Annotated in this window: 19 protein-coding genes; 3 read left to right on the top strand and 16 right to left on the bottom strand. The window is 50.2% G+C overall.

Annotated elements, in window-relative coordinates:
• Positions 1-132: 132 nt before the first annotated feature.
• The 12 genes from C558_RS0117990 to C558_RS0117935 form a co-directional block, all read right to left on the bottom strand.
• Positions 133-1,221 carry an LLM class flavin-dependent oxidoreductase gene (locus tag C558_RS0117990; RefSeq protein WP_018757682.1) on the bottom strand — a complete coding sequence of 363 codons (1,089 nt, stop codon included), beginning with the start codon at positions 1,219-1,221 and terminating at the stop codon, positions 133-135.
• A 34-nt stretch (positions 1,222-1,255) separates the two neighbouring features.
• Positions 1,256-1,828, bottom strand: a complete 573-nt coding sequence (gene ssuE / locus C558_RS0117985; RefSeq protein ID WP_018757681.1) for an NADPH-dependent FMN reductase — start codon at positions 1,826-1,828, stop codon at positions 1,256-1,258.
• 30 nt (positions 1,829-1,858) lie between these two features.
• A complete protein-coding gene (locus tag C558_RS0117980; protein WP_018757680.1) occupies positions 1,859-3,202 on the bottom strand; it encodes an LLM class flavin-dependent oxidoreductase in 1,344 nt (447 codons plus the stop codon).
• 49 nt (positions 3,203-3,251) lie between these two features.
• The gene (locus C558_RS0117975; protein WP_018757679.1) at positions 3,252-3,719 is read right to left on the bottom strand and encodes a DinB family protein; all 468 of its coding nucleotides are present in this window, start codon (positions 3,717-3,719) and stop codon (positions 3,252-3,254) included.
• A gap of 13 nt (positions 3,720-3,732) precedes the next feature.
• Positions 3,733-4,899: an N-methyl-L-tryptophan oxidase gene (solA, locus tag C558_RS0117970; RefSeq protein ID WP_040675247.1), complete on the bottom strand. Its 1,167-nt coding sequence runs from the start codon at positions 4,897-4,899 to the stop codon at positions 3,733-3,735.
• Positions 4,896-6,077: a M20 peptidase aminoacylase family protein gene (locus C558_RS0117965; RefSeq protein ID WP_018757677.1), complete on the bottom strand. Its 1,182-nt coding sequence runs from the start codon at positions 6,075-6,077 to the stop codon at positions 4,896-4,898. Before C558_RS0117965 ends, solA begins: the two co-directional genes overlap by 4 nt.
• A gap of 40 nt (positions 6,078-6,117) precedes the next feature.
• The gene (locus tag C558_RS0117960) at positions 6,118-7,134 is read right to left on the bottom strand and encodes an LLM class flavin-dependent oxidoreductase (RefSeq protein WP_018757676.1); all 1,017 of its coding nucleotides are present in this window, start codon (positions 7,132-7,134) and stop codon (positions 6,118-6,120) included.
• Between the two features lie 12 nt (positions 7,135-7,146).
• Complete coding sequence (locus tag C558_RS0117955; protein WP_018757675.1) at positions 7,147-7,899, bottom strand: amino acid ABC transporter ATP-binding protein; 753 nt, start codon at positions 7,897-7,899, stop codon at positions 7,147-7,149.
• Entirely contained in the window at positions 7,896-8,606 is a 711-nt protein-coding gene (locus C558_RS0117950) for an amino acid ABC transporter permease (protein ID WP_018757674.1), read from the bottom strand. Before C558_RS0117950 ends, C558_RS0117955 begins: the two co-directional genes overlap by 4 nt.
• On the bottom strand, positions 8,603-9,388 hold the full coding sequence (locus tag C558_RS0117945) for an amino acid ABC transporter permease (RefSeq protein ID WP_018757673.1): 786 nt from the start codon (positions 9,386-9,388) through the stop codon (positions 8,603-8,605). The genes C558_RS0117950 and C558_RS0117945 overlap by 4 nt, the downstream gene beginning before the upstream one ends.
• Before the next feature lie 35 nt (positions 9,389-9,423).
• Entirely contained in the window at positions 9,424-10,257 is an 834-nt protein-coding gene (locus C558_RS0117940) for a transporter substrate-binding domain-containing protein (protein WP_018757672.1), read from the bottom strand.
• A gap of 126 nt (positions 10,258-10,383) precedes the next feature.
• The gene (locus C558_RS0117935; RefSeq protein WP_018757671.1) at positions 10,384-11,262 is read right to left on the bottom strand and encodes a LysR family transcriptional regulator; all 879 of its coding nucleotides are present in this window, start codon (positions 11,260-11,262) and stop codon (positions 10,384-10,386) included.
• Between the two features lie 255 nt (positions 11,263-11,517).
• On the opposite strand from C558_RS0117935, the gene C558_RS0117930 reads away from it, so the two are divergent.
• Positions 11,518-12,060, top strand: a complete 543-nt coding sequence (locus C558_RS0117930; protein WP_018757670.1) for a GNAT family N-acetyltransferase — start codon at positions 11,518-11,520, stop codon at positions 12,058-12,060.
• Positions 12,061-12,400: 340 nt separating this feature from the next.
• On the opposite strand, the gene C558_RS0117925 is transcribed toward C558_RS0117930, so the two are convergent.
• The 3 genes from C558_RS0117925 to C558_RS0117915 are packed head-to-tail and all read right to left on the bottom strand — an operon-like array spanning position 12,401 to position 16,400.
• Positions 12,401-12,949 carry a DUF1697 domain-containing protein gene (locus tag C558_RS0117925; RefSeq protein ID WP_245583823.1) on the bottom strand — a complete coding sequence of 183 codons (549 nt, stop codon included), beginning with the start codon at positions 12,947-12,949 and terminating at the stop codon, positions 12,401-12,403.
• The gene (locus C558_RS32640) at positions 12,946-14,685 is read right to left on the bottom strand and encodes an ABC transporter ATP-binding protein (RefSeq protein ID WP_018757668.1); all 1,740 of its coding nucleotides are present in this window, start codon (positions 14,683-14,685) and stop codon (positions 12,946-12,948) included. Before C558_RS32640 ends, C558_RS0117925 begins: the two co-directional genes overlap by 4 nt.
• The gene (locus C558_RS0117915; protein ID WP_018757667.1) at positions 14,682-16,400 is read right to left on the bottom strand and encodes an ABC transporter ATP-binding protein; all 1,719 of its coding nucleotides are present in this window, start codon (positions 16,398-16,400) and stop codon (positions 14,682-14,684) included. The genes C558_RS32640 and C558_RS0117915 overlap by 4 nt, the downstream gene beginning before the upstream one ends.
• Before the next feature lie 133 nt (positions 16,401-16,533).
• Here C558_RS0117915 and C558_RS0117910 point away from each other — a divergent pair, with 133 nt between their 5' ends.
• Both C558_RS0117910 and C558_RS0117905 read left to right on the top strand, forming a co-directional pair.
• Positions 16,534-16,740: a helix-turn-helix domain-containing protein gene (locus C558_RS0117910; protein WP_026263983.1), complete on the top strand. Its 207-nt coding sequence runs from the start codon at positions 16,534-16,536 to the stop codon at positions 16,738-16,740.
• Positions 16,737-17,435 (top strand): effector binding domain-containing protein, encoded by a 699-nt coding sequence (locus C558_RS0117905; protein WP_018757666.1) that lies wholly within the window; start codon positions 16,737-16,739, stop codon positions 17,433-17,435. Before C558_RS0117910 ends, C558_RS0117905 begins: the two co-directional genes overlap by 4 nt.
• A 390-nt stretch (positions 17,436-17,825) precedes the next feature.
• On the opposite strand, the gene C558_RS0117895 is transcribed toward C558_RS0117905, so the two are convergent.
• The gene (locus C558_RS0117895) at positions 17,826-18,686 is read right to left on the bottom strand and encodes a WD40/YVTN/BNR-like repeat-containing protein (RefSeq protein ID WP_018757664.1); all 861 of its coding nucleotides are present in this window, start codon (positions 18,684-18,686) and stop codon (positions 17,826-17,828) included.
• Positions 18,687-18,689 lie beyond the last annotated feature (3 nt).

The raw sequence follows: 18,689 nt of genomic DNA, 5'->3' as shown, positions 1-18,689 counted from the left end.
TATCCATACTCTCACAAACAATAGCAAGTCCTTATATATGTGTCAAGCAGGTTACGGCTGAACAGCACGATAGGGGAGATACGATTCCCCCCTATTGCATCTTCTCCGCTATCCAATTGTCCTTCTGAGTACTCAGCTTGAGACAGGAGAAGGAATTGCTGTATCACCTTCCGTTAGAGCAGGTGGCTTATTCCACACTGTACTTGGGATTTCCCGCCTCAGCACAGGAAGCACTTCCTCGGCAAAACGATGCAGCTGTTCCTCTTGCTCCGATTCTGTCAATCCATCGACGCTGATGCTCAGCACCTGATGGCCGAAGGCCTCGTGATAATGGATAATTTTCTCGATTACTTGCTCCGGGCTGCCGATCAGCGCCGGACCATTCGCGATGATATCTTCCAGATTTATGAAAGGCGATTGATTATGCTTCGACGATTCCGTTACGCTGAATGCATTGTAGTAGGGTCGATAACGCCGGATGGCTTCCTCGCCAGTGGTACCGAGATATAGACTGCCTGAGCCCGCGCCGACGACGGCTTGAGACGGATCATGCCCATAAAAAGCTAGCCGCTCGCGGTAATGATCAATCAATGCTTTGTATTTGGCCTGCGGATGGAACGAATTTGAGGAGAAAATCGGCTCTCCGAGCTGGGCCGCCAGCTCCGTCGAGAGCGTGCTGGAGGCGCTGCCGTGCCATACGGGGATTGATTTCTGGTAAGGTCGCGGATAGGTCGTCACATGCTCAATCGGCGGACGGTAACGGCCTTCCCAAGTGACGCCTTCTTCCGTCCACAACCTTTTCAGCAGCCGATAGCGTTCAGCCATGGATTCCCACTGTTCCTCCTCGGTAATGCCGAAGAGCGGATAGTGCCGCGGATCATTGCCTTTCCCGATGATCATTTCCAGCCGGCCTCCCGAGAGATGATCCAGCGTCGCATAATCCTCTGCAACCCGTACCGGATCGAGCACGCTAAGCACCGTCACCGTGGTTAACAGTCGAATACGCGAGGTCTGAGCTGCAATCGCGGTCAATACGACCGGCGGCGACGAGGACAGGAATGGCGCCCCGTGCCTCTCGCCTACCCCATAAGCATCGAATCCTAGCTTTTCCGCAAGAACGGCTTGGCGGATGACGTTCCTGAATTTTTGCTGCGCTGTCCAAGATTCTCCTGTCACGGCATTCGGGAGATTCATCATCAAGCTAAACAATGCAACCTTCATGATCCTGAGCCCCCTTTCGAACGAAACTGATCAATCAGCTTACCGGTTCCTGTATATCTTGATTCCGAAACACGGCTTCGCGTTCCAGCTCTAGGGTCAGTTCGCTGATGGAGGCGTCAATGCGCTCCTTCAGCTCTTCGGTAAGTTCAAATCCCCCATGCTCCGTGCGGCTAATCCATTGGTCGACAGCATACACACCGCCCAGAATATTCGTTCCTCCTAACGCGGCAACAACCGGCTTCAGGGCATAATCAATAGCCAGCAAATGAGCAATCGTCCCGCCGATAAAGAGCGGCAGCACCACTTTCCCTTGGAACCCTTTCTGCGGGACAAGGTCAAGGATGGTCTTCAGCGCGCCCGAATACGAAGCCTTGTAGACGGGGCTGGCGATAATAACAGCGTCCGCCTGCTCCACTGCCGCAAGCGCCTTCTGGATGACAGGACTGTTAAAATTCGCGCGGAGCAGATCTTCTGCTGGAAGCTCGGCAGCTGAGATCACATCGACGTCAAAGCCAGACAACGCGAGATGATCCGTGGCGTATTGCGTCAATCCGAATAATCTCGATCCGTTCGTAGGACTTCCTGCAATCAAAACGATTTTGCTCATCTTCATCCTCCTTAGGGTTGCATAATTATACTAGTAGCGAGCTTCTTCCGCTTCGGCTCTGACCTTCGTATACCGGTTCTCAGGTACCGATAAGCCAAGGTTCCCCCGAAGCGTGTCGCTCTCGTATTCCGTTCTGAAAATCCCCCGATCCTGCAGGATCGGCACCACTTGCTCCACGAAATCCTCCAGCCCGCGCGGCACGGCAGCGGCTAACATGAACCCGTCGGCTGCGCCCGCTTCGAACCATTCCTGCACACGATCCGCGACCTGCTCAGCCGTTCCAATGAAGCTGGTGCGCGGCGTTGCCGATTGCAGGGCTACTTGTCTTAGCGTCAACCCTTTCTCCTTCGCGTCCTTCTTAATCTTATCGGTACCACTCTGGAAACTGTTCTTGCCCAGATCCCCGAGTTCCGGGAACGGTTCATCCAGCGGATACTGCGAGAAGTCATGATGCTCGAAGAAACGTCCCAAATAATTGAGCGCATTCTCGATCGTGACGAGGCTCGCCACCTCTTGGTATTTACGTTCCGCCTCTTCCTCCGTGCTGCCGATTATCGGTCCGATTCCAGGGAAGATCAGGACATCGTCTGGATTGCGACCGAAGCTGGCAGCACGGGCCTTCACATCCTGCGCGAACCGAATGGCTTCCTCCAGGTTTTCGGCGCCAGTGAAGATGGCATCGGCTTCCTTCGCAGCATAATTTTTACCGACTTCTGAGGCTCCTGCTTGGAAAATAACCGGACCGCCTTGCTTTGAACGGGCAATATTCAGCGGACCTTTCACCGAGAAGAACTCGCCTTCATGACTCAGCGTGTGAACTTTCTCCGGGTCAAAGAAAATCCCCTTCTCCTTATCGCGGACAAAAGCATCGTCCTCCCAGGAATCCCACAGCCCCCGTGTCACCTCAAGATATTCCGTTGCGATCCGGTAGCGCTTATCATGCTCTGGATGCTCCTTCTTCCCGTAATTCAGCGCAGAGCCTTCGAGCGGAGAAGTTACCACATTCCAGCCGACACGTCCGCCGCTGAGAACATCCAAAGAACCAAACTGACGGGCGACCGTAAACGGCTCGCTGTACGAAGTCGACAAGGTGCCGACCAGACCGATATGCTTGCTGACGGAAGCCAGCGCACTTAATAACGTGAGCGGTTCGAACCGGTTCAGAAAGTGGGGAATGGACTTCTCGTTAATATACAATCCGTCTGCGATAAAGATGAGGTCCAGCTTGCCTTGTTCCGCTTTATGAACCCAGCTCTTGTAGAGCTCGAAATTAACGCTTGCCCCTGGATCCACATCCGGGTGCCTCCATAGGGAGGTCCCTCCACCGACACCATGCAGAAGTGCCCCGAGCTTTAACTGTTTTTTCTTTGCCATGATTCCATCCTCCTTATCTGAAATGCTCCGGATTAACATCAATTGTGATCTATACTGCGACGGCAGCCTGTTTCGTCCGTTCAATTTGTCCGAGATGACCTTGGATATGCCGGATAAAGCCTTGAATGATCGTCTTAATACTAACCGTCTCGCCTTTGAAATTAACACCCGTCTTCTCCAGCTCCTCATCGCTTAACCGTTCAATGAGCAGGCTGTTGTATTCCAAGATCGCGTGAAAAGCATCCAAAACATCCGACAATTGACCCCGGTTCGAATGCTGGCCGCTAACCCAAGCATCCTGCCCAAAAGCCGGAAGCTGCGCCGATGTGCCGGCGAGAATATCCCGAATCCGGAACGAGATCACGAAGCTGTGATCCACAAGATGGGATACCACCTCCTGCACGCTCCATGCCTCCGGCGATGGCTTCCATTTCTGCTGTTCCTCGCTCAGTCCTTGGACGGCATTCACCAGCTGACCATGAGTATTTAATAAGGCTTCTAAATTGATCTCGCTCATTTCCTTCTCCTCCTTATGGCAAGTGTGGTGCAGACACGGCCTGCTGTGTAAAACGCGAGAGCGCGAATGGGCGAACATCCAGTTGCGGCGCTTCATCCAATGCAAGCTGCGAGCATATTTCCCCTACGACGCTCGAAAATTTAAATCCATGGCCCGAGAACCCTCCGGCCACAAGGATATGTGAATATTGCGGGTGCCGGTCAATGATGAAGTCTTCGTCGGGCGTCAGCTCGTATTTGCACACCGCGCCTTGGACCAACCTACCCGCTGCACCGGGCATATACCTCAGCAGTGCGCCGCGCAGATCTTCTTCATCCTCTGTCAGGCTGCCGAATGGAGAGACTGGATCGCCCGGCTTCCAATCGAGTCCGGTATCATGGCGGCCGATCTTGAGTCCGGCACCGCCGATGTCCGGAAAGCCGTAATAGATGCCCTCCTTCGTATGCAGCGTAAATCCGGGGAATCGTCCAGGCTGAAAATCGGAGCCGCTCGTCTCGAACCATCCGACGACTTTGCGGACGGCTCGGATGGGAAGCGTGATGAACGGCGCCAACGTGCCGAACCATGCTCCCGCCGTCAGAATTAACTTCGCCCCGTAGTAATCGGCATCCCGTGTATGAACCACGACGCTGTCTTGCTGGGCCGTAATCCCGCTAACTGCTGTATACGTCAACAATTCTGCACCGTGTCTTAACGCTAACGCTTTATATGCATCGATGCAGGCTTCGCTGCGTAAGTATCCGGCAGCAGGCTCATACATCGCTCCGAAATGGTCGGGAAGCTGAATCCCTTTCCAGCGATTCTGTATTTCGTCCGCATTCAGCCATTCCGTAAGAACACCTCGCTTCGCAGCTTTTGGTGTACGTTCCTTCAAAGAATAGAGCGCCGGGTCCGTTATGTTCAGGACGCCGGACTGAATTAGCAACTGCCTTTCCGTCTGTAATTCCAGTTCATTCCACAGCTGATGGGCGCGTACCGCCATGTCTGTGTAGACAGCATGACCACCGTATGCATGCCGGATCAATCGCGGCTCCCCGTGATGGCTGCCCTCCCGGTGTGGCGGATCAAAGGCGTCGATCAGCAGCGTACTTACGCCTCGCTTGGCAAGGTGATAGCCGGCGCTCATGCCCATGGAGCCCGCACCGACGATAATGACGTCGTAGCTCTTCGTAGATGTTATGGCTGTTCACCTCCGCCAGACCCAAGCTGCTTCAGAGCACGTTCCGCAAGCTCCGTGAAGAATCGGATGCTGACGGGAATCGCAGCTTCATCCAGCGTAAAAGCGGGGTGATGCCATTCCTGCGTCCCTGCCGTGCCCATAAAGACGAATAATCCCGGAATGTCCCGTTGATAGACGGCGAAATCCTCACCCGCAGGCGAAGGCACAGGCACCACCGCCTTGAGACAGGCGGCAGCCGCCGCTTCATTGCCGAGCTGCGCAAGCGATTCGTCATTATTCACCGGAGGCGGGCCTTCAATCCAACGTACACCGCCGCTGGTGCCAAAAGCCGTCGTGACGCCTTCCACCACTTGGCTGAACCGTTCCAGCACCTGCTGACGTACCTGCTCATCAAAGGTCCGAACCGTTCCTTCCAGCACAGCTTTATCGGGAATAACGTTCCATGCCGTGCCGCTGTGGAGCTGGGTTACACTGATGACAGCACTTTGCAGGGCGCTCACGTCCCGGCTCACGATCGACTGCAGCGCCGTAATGACATGGGCCGCGGTGACGATCGGGTCTAGTCCCGCTTCCGGTACCGCAGCATGCGAGCCTTTGCCCTCGATCTCTACACGGAAGCCATCTGCCGCCGCCATGAGCGGACCGCTCTTAATACCTACCGTTCCGACAGCAAGATCCGGTTTGTTATGCATCCCGAAGATCGCTTGCACGCCTTCAAGCGCACCGCTGTCGATGACTTGTCTCGCCCCTTTGGCTCGCTCCTCAGCAGGCTGGAAGATGAGCCGAACCGTTCCTTCAAGCTCGCCTTCCCTCGCTTTCAAAGCATAAGCCGAACCGATCAAGGATGCGGTATGGAAATCATGCCCGCAGGCATGCATTTTGCCAGGAATCTTCGAAGCATAATCAAGGTCCGTCTCTTCCTGAATCGGCAGCGCATCGATATCCGCACGCAGCGCTATCACGGGTCCCGGACGGAGTCCTCCGACTTCGGCAATGATGCCGGTTGCCAAGGGATAGTCGAGAACTCGGATATCCGCTTCCTCAAGCCATCCGCGGATCGATCTCGTCGTCTCGAATTCCTCGTTCGACAGCTCTGGATATTGATGCAGATGGCGGCGAATTTGAATGAATTTTGCTTCGTCAATGCCATATATGGACTCTAGTTGATGACCAGACAACCCATCACCCTCCTTCGCATATTTGATAAGCCGCTAATGCCTACACCTCAGCTACCGTGCCGCTAAGTGCTTCACTTAGTAGCTCGAACGAGCGGAGACGTTTATCGAACGGAGCAATGTTGCTCGTCACAATAAATTCCTCTACGCCGGATGCTTTATGCAGCGCCTCGAACTTCTCACGAACCGTCGCCTTCGTTCCCTTGGTGATAAATGGTTCGTGTTCTTCAATGGTGTAATGTTCCTTCGCTTGCCGTCCGAACTCCTCCGCCTGCTCACGTGTTCCGAGCGTGAGCGTCTTCCCGCTGGCAAGGTGAATCTTCACCAGCTTTTGAGATCCGACAAGGCTTGCTGCCTCTTCCTCGGTATCGGCAACGGCCACCGCTAGCGCGATAATCGCCTGCGGCTGTGTGCCGTGCGCTCCATTGAAGCGATTGCGATAGCTGCGGATGGCTTCCAATGCCACCGCCTCATCTCCGTTGATAAATAAGGAGAAGACGTATGGTAGCCCTAAATCAGCCGCTATTTCTGCACTCCCAACGCTAGCGCCCAATACGTATAGTGCAGGTGGAGCCTCTGGGGAAGGCGATGCCTTCAATCCGATCAACGGATGATCGGCCGGAAGACTATGATGCACATACTGATCTAGCTCCGCGATTTTATCCGTCAGTGACGCCGGATCAGAAACCCCGCGCTGCAGTGCCTGTGTGCTGCGGGGTAGCCCGCCCGGCGCGCGTCCGATGCCTAGATCGACGCGTCCTGGTGCCAAAGCCGCTAACACATTAAAGTTCTCAGCGACCTTATAGGGGCTGTAATGCTGAAGCATAACGCCGCCAGAGCCGATACGGATCTTCTCTGTTCTAGCCAGCAGGTAGGAGATCAGCACCTCCGGCGATGATCCTGCCAGCAGCTCCGAATCGTGATGTTCGGATACCCAGAAGCGCCGAAATCCAAGCTGCTCTGACTTTTGCGCCAGCTGAACCGTATGCGCCAGCGCCTCTGAGGCCGACTCCCCCGGATAGATTGGACTTTGATCAAGAACGCTGATTGTAATGGTCATACCTTATGCCTCCTAAATGCTATAGTTAAGTTCCGGGGTAATCCGCTTCAAGAACTGCTTCGTCCGTTCTTCCTGCGGATTGTTGAACAGCTCCACAGGCGTCCCCTCCTCGACAATGACACCCCCGTCCATGAATACCACATGATTCGCGACATCTCTTGCGAACCCCATCTCATGGGTAACCACGATCATCGTGATGCCTTCCTTCGCAATTTTCCGAATAACCGCTAACACTTCGCCGACCAGCTCCGGATCGAGCGCCGACGTCGGCTCATCGAATAGAATCACTTCCGGTTCTAACGCGAGCGCCCGGGCAATGCCCACACGCTGCTGCTGCCCGCCGGAGAGCTGACTCGGGTAAGCATCCAATTTGCTGCCAAGCCCCACCTTCTCGAGCAGCGCAATACTCCGCGTCTTCGCCTCCTCCTTCGACAGCTTCTTCACGACCACAAGTCCTTCCATGACATTCTCAAGCGCTGTTTTATGTTTGAACAGATTATATTGCTGGAACACCATCGCTGATTTCTGCCGGAGCTGGTAAATGTCTTTCTTACTCGCATGCTTGCAGTTTAATCGGTAATCGCCGATGAGAATCTCGCCGTCGTTTGGCTTCTCCAAATAATTCACGCAGCGCAGCAGCGTCGTTTTGCCGGAACCGCTAGGACCTAGAATAACGACGACTTCTCCCTTCTGTACGGTCAAATCGATCTTATTCAGTACCTGGTGGCGTCCGAACGATTTCGTAATATTCGTAAGTTGGATCATGCAACTCCACCCCGATTGTACAAATTGATTCGTTTCTCGATGACAGCGGTAATCCGTTCGATCAGGAGCGTCAATCCCCAGAAAATGACGGCTGCCGCCAGATAAGCCTCGAAAAACTTCCAGTTGGTCGACGCCACGATCTGCGCCTTCGCGTTAATATCTACGACCGATACGGTAAAAACAAGCGTAGAACCGTGCAGCATCCCAATGACGGAATTGGACAGGTTCGGCAGACTGACTGCCAAGGCTTGCGGGAAGACAATTCGGCGCAAAGCCTGCGGCGTTGTCATCCCTACCGAGTAAGCCGCTTCCAGTTGACCCCGATTGACCGCGAGCAGTCCGGAACGAATGACCTCTGCCATATAGGCTCCCGCCGTGATCGAGAACGAGATAAAGGCAAAGCCAATCATCGGGATCGACGAAGATTTGATGCTCCAACCGAACTGTGCGGACAAAGCATCTACCAGCATCGGAAGCCCGAAATAAATCAGCAGTAAATGCGTTAGCATCGGCGTTCCGCGAATGAAAGTTACATAACCCGCCGCTATTTGGCTCAGCACTGGGATTTTATAAATCCGCAGCAGCGCGGTAATTAACCCAATAATAAAGCCTATGGTGACCGATACGGCCGTAATCACCAATGTCGTAGGAATTGCTGACAGCAGCTGGATCAGCGCCGTCCAGATAAAGGATGGATCCAGTTTCATACTTCTGTTCCTCCTTTTCCGGCATCCACGCTGGCAACCATGCGGCGATACGAACTTTTCTGCTCAAGCCGAAATCTTCGATGTCCCGTGGAATCCGTTTCTTCATGTCTTAACAAGCGTCGTTCTGCAATGAGAAGCAGCTTCTCGAGCGTCATGCTAACGACGAGGTAAATCAATGCAAGCGAGATATAAGCTTCGATAAAATGCTGCGTGAGCGATCCAAGCGTCTGCGCCTTGCCCGTCATCTCCATCACGCCAAGTGAGAAGGCAAGCGACGTATCCTTCAGCAGCGCGATGACCAGATTCGAGAACACCGGCACCGCAATCGCCATCGCCTGCGGCAGCATAATTCGGGTAAAAGCCTGATAGCTCGTCATGCCTACAGCATAGGCCGCTTCCACTTGTCCGCGATCCACCGCCGTCACCGATGCCCGTATCGTCTCCGACATAAATGCACCGGTATGAAGACCGTAAGTGATGATGACGAACACCAGCACCGGGGCTTTTGAAATATCGAGATGCGCCAACTTTAAGATTTCAGGCAACCCGTAATAGAACAGGAACAGCTGGATCAAGATCGGCGTCCCGCGGAAAAAAGAAACGTATATTCTAGCCAGCGTGTTCAGCATCGGAATCCGGTATAGACGGGGAAGGGCGATGAGAAATCCCACGACAATCCCCACCAGTAGCGAACCTCCCACGATCAGCAACGTCATGCCCAGCGTCGATAGCAGCTTCGGTAAGTAGCCAAACACATACGTAATATCAAACGGGGCTCCCATGAGCTTCCTCCTCCCCTTCTAGGACCTTTAATGCCTTATTTCTTATCCGCGGTAAAATCTGAGCCGAGCCACTGCTTGCTGAGCTCGCCCAGCGTACCATCCGATTTCAGCTGCTTAATCGCGCCGTCAATGTCATCCGCCAGCTTCTGTGATTCCGGATCATCCTTACGGAACACGAAGAGGATATCTGCTTCCGAGAGGTCGTCGCCCGTTATTTTCAGCTTGCCTTGCGGATCGATGAGCGGCAGCGAGAAATCTGCGCCAATCGTGGCTTCCACGCGCCCGTTCGTAATCTGATTCACCGCATCCTTCGCCGCGCCGCTCTGATAGACAATGTTAATGGCGTTGTTATTCGCTTTGTTGTAATTCTCCAAGATCTGAGCCTCTGCGCTTGTCGCACCGGTCAGCACCTTCTTGCCTTTCAAATCATCCAACGATTGGATAGAATTGTTGTCCTTCGCGACAATGATCTTATTTCTCCAGTGCGCATAAGGCTCTTTATTGAACAAGTACTTTTTCTCGCGTTCCGGATTCTTCTCCATCTCATGCGCGACAAAATCGATTTTCTTCGTCTCTAGACTTAAAAGGAGATTCGCGAATTCCTGGGTTTGCAGCTCGAATTCATATTGTGGAAGCCGCTTATCGATTTCTCTGACCAGCTCCACATCAAAGCCCGTCAGCTTGCCGTTCTCGTCGATGAAGCAGATTTTAGGAAAATTCGTGCCTGTACCTACGACGATTTTTTTGACCCCTGCAGACGCATTAACGGTTCCTTCTTTGTCTTGATTCGCTGTTTTCTCGTCAGTGCCGCAACCAGCAATCACCCCCGTGAGCAGTAACGTTGCAACGAATAGCCATGATTTACGCATGATCTCATCCCCTTTTCACTAAAACTAGATAATTCCTATCTGTTTAGTATGAATTTGTTGACACTAACTTTACCGCGATTTGCCCTTCGCGTCTAATAGAGTTTTTCTATTCGTATATGCAATTCCTTAATGGAGCACATCCGCGCCCCATTCCAGCAGTGACTCCGCGAATTCCGTATGGACATCATGTAATGTAATCAGGTTGGTCTGAAGCGCAATGCCCGTTGTCTCTGTAATATTCACAGGGACGAGCAGACCCGCCTCGACTTCCTCTTGCACGCATAGCCCGGGGAGGAAGCAAATACCTGCCCGGCGCAAAACAAGCTTCTTCGCTGTCTCCGAATTATCGACCTGAAACACGATGTTAGGAGGCTGTTCCAGGCTCTCGAATACCCGGTGTATCCGCAGCCAATCGAGCGATCCGCATTCGAAGAAGATCAGCTTCTCATGACGAATCTCACGAATATCCGCTCTTCCTGCAGCAGCCAGCGGATGGTCCTGATAGACATACAAGCGGATCGGATCTTCAAAAAAAGAATAGGACTGGAAAGCAGGGTTCACCAATTTGCGCACGATGGCCAGATCCAGCTCCTTGGAAGACAGCTTGGCAGCCAGCTCATCCGTTGTCGCAGTCGTAATTTTAAATCGCATATCCGTGAATCGTTCTTGGAGCCGCATTAATAGGTGGGGCATCAAATAATTCGACACCGATACGGTGCATCCGATCCGCAGCTCGTTAGGCGTTGCACTTTTGGCGTGTAGATGATGTTTGCCTTTCTGATACGTCTGAACAATTTGCTGCGCAAAAGGGAGGAATTGCTTGCCTTTGTCCGTCAAATGAATTTGCTTGCCGAAGCGGTCGAACAACCGGCAGTCCAGCTCTCGCTCCAGTGACTGAATGCGGGCAGTAACCGTCGGCTGGGACAAGAACAGCACATCCGCCACCTTATTGAAGCTCCCGTAATGATTGATGTAGACAAAGGCTTCGATATTCTCAATATTCAATGAACCCACCTCCATATTATTCATATTATTCAGATAAAAATAGACGGTTTTAGGACAGTCGTAAGGGACATAAATTATTTTTATCTTATGGAGTTGAATTTTTATTGTCAATCCAAATTTACGGTGAGCTCGGCACTTTATCATTGAATTTTTCAATAACGTTATCGATATTTATTATTTCCTATATGTTTAATCAGAATATAAAGTTATACTGGATTACAAATTTGACGAAATCGATGAGAGGGAGTGACCGAGATGACCGCACCACAAGATATTCGTATCCGTGATGCAGAGGAATTCGAACAAGAGGCGATCGCGCAGGTCATGATTGAAGCCTATCAGCAATATGCGCATGATCTGCCGCAGCCTCGTTGGGAGGAATACCGGGATTCCATTCGGAACTCCGTCTACGGTAATGCAACTTATGCCCGAATTGTCGCTGAACTCGATGGGGAGATCATTGGCAGCGTCCAGATGTTCCTCTCCTCGGAAGCCGCCTATGGCAAGCCAGAACTGGGCATTCATTCGCCCATTATACGGTTGCTAGCCGTATCGCCTGACTACCGCGGACGCGGCATCGCCACGCTTCTGATTCAAGAAGCCGCACGCCGATCGGTACTGCTGGGTTATTCCACGCTCCATTTGCATACATCGGACATGATGGCTTCCGCCGTGCTGCTGTATGAACGTCTGGGCTTTGAGCGTGCATATGAAGCGGATACCCGTAACGGCGACACGCTCGTGAAGAGCTATTGGCTCGATTTACACAAGGCATCCCTACAGGAGCGTGTGGTATAGCGCAAAATTCTAAGGCTGCAATCCGCGTGTTGAGCCAACAATCTAAGGGTTATTCCGTACGAAATGACATCCAATCGTGCCACTCTTGACTCCTATCGTGGATTCCATCCATCATAGCGAAGCGTACTACGTGGTGTGTCGTACTTATAGTGGATTCCTGCAGGGTAGGACACGCAAATCATCTCTCAATCACCCAAACCGGCCAAAGTTAATACAAAATTCCACTATAGAAGTCCAACTGCCGCATTATAAGCTGAAGTTACTGCAAATATCCAATATAGCTTAGAGGGTGGATGAAAGAAAAAAAAGGGGGCGCTATGCCCCCTCCTTCATTTTTTCCCTATGGCATCTCCTTCGCCATCTCCGAGAGCTTCGTCATAGTGTTCCAATTACGCGTCGTTACGCGGTCTCCGAGCTTCTGCAGATTCGTCGCGAGCTTGGAATCCAGAACGCTCTGGCGGAATAAGAAGTAGATCTCGTAGCCTTGCAGCTGAAATTCATCGATTTCACTCTTCCCACGCGATAAGATTTCCGCGATCTGCTGATCCGGCTTTTCCGTTAATACCGAGACTTGTATCGTCTGCCCTTCGGTTAGGCTTTCTGCCGCATAAGGGCAGTCTGCTATGATCTTCTCCATTTGCTCTGCCGTGCGGAGTACAACCGTCGGCGAGACGCCGAATTGCTCGCTTATCTTAAGCTCAATTCGCATACGCAGCGCCTCCGCCGTATCATCGGAATGGAACAAAATATTCCCCGTCTGTAAATACGTCTCCGCACCAACAAACCCCATCGTCACTAACATCTTTTTGAGCTCCGCCATCTTAATCTTGTTTTTGCCGCCAACGTTAATGCCGCGTAGGAATCCAATATAGACCGTCATCGTCATCATCCTCTATTCGTAAATAGTCGAACATAATGTCCCTGCTTCTTCATGAGCTCCTCATGCGTACCCGCTTCAACCAGTCTACCCTGATCTAACACAAGAATTCGATGAGCTCGTCTTGCCAATTCAACGTGATGCGTCACGATGACCGCCGACTTGCCGTCTAGGAATCGAAATAATTGTTGGATGACCTCTTGTTCGGTATGAATATCTAACGCAGAGGTCGGTTCATCCAAGATATACAGCTCCGAATCTCTTAAAAATACACGAGATAATGCGAGTCGTTGGCGCTGCCCGCCAGATAGATTCATTCCTCGTTCATCTAATAAGGAATCGTATTGATCGTCCAGTTCCTCGATATAAGAATGCAATGCCACAGACTTCGTTGCTTGTATCATCTCTTCCTCTGTAACGTGCTCAAGGTCCAGCTTGATATTCTCTCTGATGGTTCCCGCAAAAAATGCAGGATGCTGGGTGAGATACGTTACGGCATTGCTCTCTTCCATCAGTCGATCGGATGCCAGTCCACCTGATAACATCACTTGTCCTGATGTCGGTTCATAAAGTCCGGCGAGGAGCCTGCACAATGTTGTTTTACCTGAACCGCTGGAACCGACGATTGCCACGACTTCACCAGGGTGGATTTCCATCGTCATACCATTCAACACTGGAGCCTCTAATTCCTCCGGCTGAAACTGAACATTCATCATCTTCACAACGGGCTCCCCTGTTGATGAAATATCAGATGACGTGGCTAACGGCTTGCGGTGCGGTTCCAACTTAAACCATTCATAAATCCGATGAAATGCGCCCGCTCCTTCCTGCATGCGACTCCGCTGACGTGATAATCCCAAAACCGGCCATACGACGAGCTCAAACAATAAGCTGCAAGTTACAACCATACCTGGCGTCAGATGATGCCTTGCCGCTGCTAATGCAATAATAATCAGGGCAGCGAGCTGCGTGACGCTAAATACAGCCAATGCTGTGTTATCCGATACACTTTCTGTCATGGCCAGCTTCAATCTTCGTTGATTCAAACGTTGCTGATCTATCATCAACCGATCCAGAAGCCATGGCGCTGCTTCATACTGCTGAACTACCCCGAGCCCACGCACATATTCCTGCATGTGACCTTGAACAACCGCTTCACTGGATTCCACCTGATCGGATTCCGAACGCAGTCGACGATCGAAGAAGCGGCTGGAGAAGAATATCGCAATGACGCTAACAATGGCTATCATAGCAAGGAATGCGTCTACTTTCAGCAAGTATCCGAAAGAAAAGACAATAATCAGAATGACTGTCATCATTTCCGCTGCCGAATCAATCAGTTCCGAGCCGTGCTCCGTATCTTCCTTCACGCGGAGCTGGATATCCCCTGAAGATTGCTTCTGAATGAATCCGAAAGGCATCTTATTCACCACACCGAATAGATGCGATGACATGCCTTTGTACACGGCTCCATGTAACCAGACAAGTAAATATCTGTGCACTGCGAGCAGCGTAACGAACCCGATCAACGCGGCCATAGCGATAAGTGCGATGCCATGAAATTGCGTCTCTCCCTTTTCCCGAATGGCATCGATGAAGAATCCTTGTCCAAGCGCAACGCTGATCTCGAACAACCCATCGACGGCAATCAGAATCAGAATGAATACCACGACAATCCAATAGGGCTTCAGAAATTGAAAAATAATCGGCCATTGTTGTGATAGCTTTGTTGTTTCTTGCTGCTTCATACCCATTCCTCCACCCGTCCATCATGCTCCATCATAAACCGATCATACTCGCTTCGACGTCTTAGCAGCTCCTCATGAGAGCCAGCATCAACAATTCGCCCCCGCTCCATAAACACAACATGATCCGCAAGCTGAATGAGAGGTAAGCGATGCGTCACGACAATCACAGTCATTCGTGCGGCACATTCCTGCAGAGCTTGAATGACCTGACGTTCGTGTACTGGATCGAGGGATGAAGTAGGCTCGTCGAGTACAAGTACAGATGGATTTCTTAGAAATGCCCTAGCGAGTGTAATCCGCTGCTTCTCTCCTCCCGACAATGGAACACCTTGATCCCCAATGAGGGTGTCATACCCATTCGGGTGCTCCATAATCCTGTCATGAATCGATGCGCGCTTTGCAGCGGCAATCCATTGTTCCTCGGTCGCCCCATCACACCCGAACAGGATATTCTCGCGAAATGTGCCGGAAAGAATAAACGCTTCTTGGGGGACGTAGGTCCGATTCCCCGCCATATAGACGTTTCCTTCATCCGCCGCGTATCCTCCCGTCAGGATCTGGAGTAATGTCGTCTTGCCGCAGCCGCTCGGGCCCGTAATCACGGTCATTCGGCCAGATGTAGCCGCAAATGAGAGATTCGTTAGCGTGCTTTCCTCTGCATGAGGATAGGTAAAACTGACTCGTTCAACCGATACACCGCCACTGATCGAATCCGTTGCAATAGATGGATCCGACTCGTTCTTACTCGGTTGATCCAGTATCGTAAATACACGATCCGCCTGTGAAATCGCTCCCATCAGTCCTGCCCAAATCCCACTGAGTGATTCAACCGGCCGGGTTAATTGACTGCTCGCAACGAGAAATGTAGCTAAGCCGCCGACATCCATATGGCCCCCATACACTTGAAGCCCACCGACATACAGGATAAAGATCATCCCGCCAAACGTAGAGAGTCTTCCTGAAGCATCCAGAAGACGCTCGATGATCGAGACACGTAATGCAGCAGCGAATACACGATTCATCTTCTGCTCGAATTTAGTCCGAACATAGGAGCCTAATGCATAGGTTCTTATTTCTTCAGAGGCATGGACCGTATCCGTTAGGAATGAATCTCTGTCTGCAGCTGCTGCATTTCGCTCGTCATATCTCCGCCGAAGCACCCTGCTGATCGGAACAGCAATGAAGGAAAAGAATATCGTATACCCAATCACGCCCAAGGAAAGCGGAATATTAATCCAACTGAAATATAGAAATGCAATACCAAGCTGAATCACACTTTGAAGCATGGATAAGAGCTTATCGTTGATTCCGAACTGCGCTTCCCTAGCAGAATCCCATACGCGACTCGTGAGGTCACCCGAATGAACCTGCTGGATGGTCGGCATCGAAATCTTCGATAGCTTCTCTAACATCGTCCATTGTAGATGGGTTACCGAAACATTGTTCAGTAATGCACTCATTCGTGAGGCAAACGCCGCAATAACGAATCGAATCACAATGATTCCTGCCCCTAGAATCGCCCCGCTATAGACCATTCCCACGTTCGTCTCAACCGCACCATTTACGAGTCTTCGGATCGACTCCATGTATCCCGTCTCCATGATGGCCGTCAGGATAGAGAGTACTAGAATCCCGATCATATAGTTCCAATGCTTACTAGAAAGCCGCAGCATTCGCCGTAATGCTGCGTAGGATGTGTAAGTTTGTTTTTTCATTTCAACCACATTCTCTTCCCCATTCTTGTCAATAACTAGAGTTAAAGGTTACTATACCAGAATAAGGAATCTAATAATGGACTTTTCTTGCTACCTTTTATATTCAACTTTAGAAAAATGGAGATTCACAATCATGAGATCTGATTTACAGCAAGCTTTTGATGATATTTTCGACTATATCGAGGAACACATTACGGACAAGCTCACGCTTGAGACGATTGCGAGTACAACCAACATTTCCAAATATCATCTGCATCGACTGATCAAAGCCCTTAGCGGTCAGCCTCTTGGCGAATATATAGAGCCCGTAAACTCGCGAGAAGCTTCGAGCAGCTCATGAACCTATCCTATAAAATCATTGAGATTAGCCAGCACTACGGATTCGAACATGAACAAACCTATATCCGCGCATTTAAAAAAGCTTATGGGATTACGCCGGCACAATATCGCAAGCAAAACACGGTTGATGTGAACATCACTGCGAAGATAACCACGTCCATGATCACGCCGCTCCAAGAAGGATATATCTTCTCGCCGACCTATGTTCGCAAACCATCGATGAAGCTCATTGGACGCCTTAGTATCATTCGCTATATTGATAACGAGCTCTACCATGAAGCGAACACGGCAGGGAATCATTTTTTCGAACAAGACTTTCATCGGATTCAGCATCAAGTCGAGCCTGTTCGGTATATTGGATTAACAAGAGAAATCGATAACACCTACAGTACGTATCTCACTTCCACCGAAGTGCACACCTTGGATCAAGTCTCTGAAGGCTGGAACTGGGATGAACTGCCTGCGAATCAATACGCGGTCTTCCGGTATGTATGCGACTTTCACCCAAGTACCATTACGATCGATCATCTCGATCAAATTTGGACCTACATTGATGAATATTGGCAGCATTATTCCGGTTATCAGAAATCGGAGCCTTACTACTTCGAATCGATCGATCTTAACTTGGCACGCGAGGATTATGGGGAGATGGAGATCTATATTCCGGCCAGACAGGTGGAGCACGAGGTTACCTAAAACAAAAGGGAGGACCGAAGTCTTCCCTTTACCGCAATCCGATATCATGGAACCGATTGATTGATTCCATTTGGGATATTACGTTGAGATAATTGGGATCATTCATTGTTAGGGAAGACGGACTCCCAAGTCAATTGGTCTTTTGAAGTTAGTATTGTCCCAAAATATCCAATCCCAAGAACAATATCTTTGTCGGCGTATACCCTTTTGACATCTGTATAAATCCCTTTTTCTATATGAAAGCTCAGTGGATCGAATGTGAATTTCTCATAAATCCGATCAATTGTTGGTGAGAATTCCCAGTTGATTGCGTCGTTAGAGTACATAATTAATCCATATTTTCCACTTACTAAATATCTATCACCTGTCCAAGCGATAGCACTGAAAGGTTTATACGAAAACTTTTTTTTGTTCCACTGAACTCCAATTCATACCGTCTTTTGATGTATAAATGACACCCTTGGGTTCTGAAAATCTACCATCCCAACCCACTGTAATCCATTGTTTCTCACGATATATTAAATCACGAATATCCCCTTGAATATTACTGGAAGATGTCCATTGGTTTAAATCTTTTGAAGTGAAAATAAGATCATCTCCTGTAACTACATAACGATCCCCGTTCCAATATATAGCGTTTAGATCTGCATTTGATCTACTCGCATCAGCCTTATTTGAAGTCAGATTCGTAACCTCAAATTTTCTAAGCTTCCAATTTACCCCGTCTGTTGAATGAACAATTATTTGATAAACATAATTCCGATTCTCAGCATCTGGTTTTATGATTTTTCCTATAGCTACATACTGCTTGCCGGTCCAAATGATATCTCTTAAAGAAACATTTGCATTCGTTATCGTTAAGCTAAGATCTTTTTTGGAGTAATTAGCGATATAACGTTTATTCACCATATCCTTCAAGGTCAAATTAACCTTGAATTTAACATTCTCCCATTTGTCTCCACCCACGGAACGAAGAATAGTTCCCTTATCCCCTACTGCATAAAATGCACTATTGTTGCTTACGACAGCATTAATATTTTCTTTTTGGTTAATATTAACTTTCTCCCATTTCTCACCATCCACGCTCTTTACGATAGTCCCTGATTCCCCCACTGCAATAAAGACGCCATTGTCAGCACGTGTAATGTCGTGAAGATTACCCACATCACCATTTTCAGATGAAGAAGCGAAAACAGACTGCGAATTTGCAAATAACATTACCATGCTTATTACTATAAACTTTTTAAACATAAG

The sequence above is a fragment of the Paenibacillus terrigena DSM 21567 genome, assembly GCF_000374845.1.
Classification (GTDB): Bacteria; Bacillota; Bacilli; order Paenibacillales; family Paenibacillaceae; genus Paenibacillus_K; species Paenibacillus_K terrigena.
Note: the sequence above shows the minus strand (reverse complement) of the source record. Positions and strands in the feature narration are given on the sequence as shown.

Excerpts from the sequence above, each read along its gene's own strand:
- C558_RS0117980 (WP_018757680.1), bottom strand. The coding sequence starts at position 3,202 with ATGGCAAAGAAAAAACAGTTAAAGCTCGGGGCACTTCTGCATGGTGTC.
- C558_RS0117915 (WP_018757667.1), bottom strand. The coding sequence starts at position 16,400 with ATGAAAAAACAAACTTACACATCCTACGCAGCATTACGGCGAATGCTG.
- C558_RS0117905 (WP_018757666.1), top strand. The coding sequence starts at position 16,737 with ATGAACCTATCCTATAAAATCATTGAGATTAGCCAGCACTACGGATTC.
- C558_RS0117895 (WP_018757664.1), bottom strand. The coding sequence starts at position 18,686 with ATGTTTAAAAAGTTTATAGTAATAAGCATGGTAATGTTATTTGCAAAT.
- ssuE (WP_018757681.1), bottom strand. The coding sequence starts at position 1,828 with ATGAGCAAAATCGTTTTGATTGCAGGAAGTCCTACGAACGGATCGAGA.
- C558_RS0117950 (WP_018757674.1), bottom strand. The coding sequence starts at position 8,606 with ATGAAACTGGATCCATCCTTTATCTGGACGGCGCTGATCCAGCTGCTG.
- C558_RS0117925 (WP_245583823.1), bottom strand. The coding sequence starts at position 12,949 with ATGATGACGATGACGGTCTATATTGGATTCCTACGCGGCATTAACGTT.
- C558_RS0117975 (WP_018757679.1), bottom strand. The coding sequence starts at position 3,719 with ATGAGCGAGATCAATTTAGAAGCCTTATTAAATACTCATGGTCAGCTG.
- C558_RS0117910 (WP_026263983.1), top strand. The coding sequence starts at position 16,534 with ATGAGATCTGATTTACAGCAAGCTTTTGATGATATTTTCGACTATATC.
- C558_RS0117930 (WP_018757670.1), top strand. The coding sequence starts at position 11,518 with ATGACCGCACCACAAGATATTCGTATCCGTGATGCAGAGGAATTCGAA.
- C558_RS32640 (WP_018757668.1), bottom strand. The coding sequence starts at position 14,685 with ATGAAGCAGCAAGAAACAACAAAGCTATCACAACAATGGCCGATTATT.
- C558_RS0117990 (WP_018757682.1), bottom strand. The coding sequence starts at position 1,221 with ATGAAGGTTGCATTGTTTAGCTTGATGATGAATCTCCCGAATGCCGTG.
- C558_RS0117955 (WP_018757675.1), bottom strand. The coding sequence starts at position 7,899 with ATGATCCAACTTACGAATATTACGAAATCGTTCGGACGCCACCAGGTA.
- C558_RS0117940 (WP_018757672.1), bottom strand. The coding sequence starts at position 10,257 with ATGCGTAAATCATGGCTATTCGTTGCAACGTTACTGCTCACGGGGGTG.
- C558_RS0117945 (WP_018757673.1), bottom strand. The coding sequence starts at position 9,388 with ATGGGAGCCCCGTTTGATATTACGTATGTGTTTGGCTACTTACCGAAG.
- C558_RS0117960 (WP_018757676.1), bottom strand. The coding sequence starts at position 7,134 with ATGACCATTACAATCAGCGTTCTTGATCAAAGTCCAATCTATCCGGGG.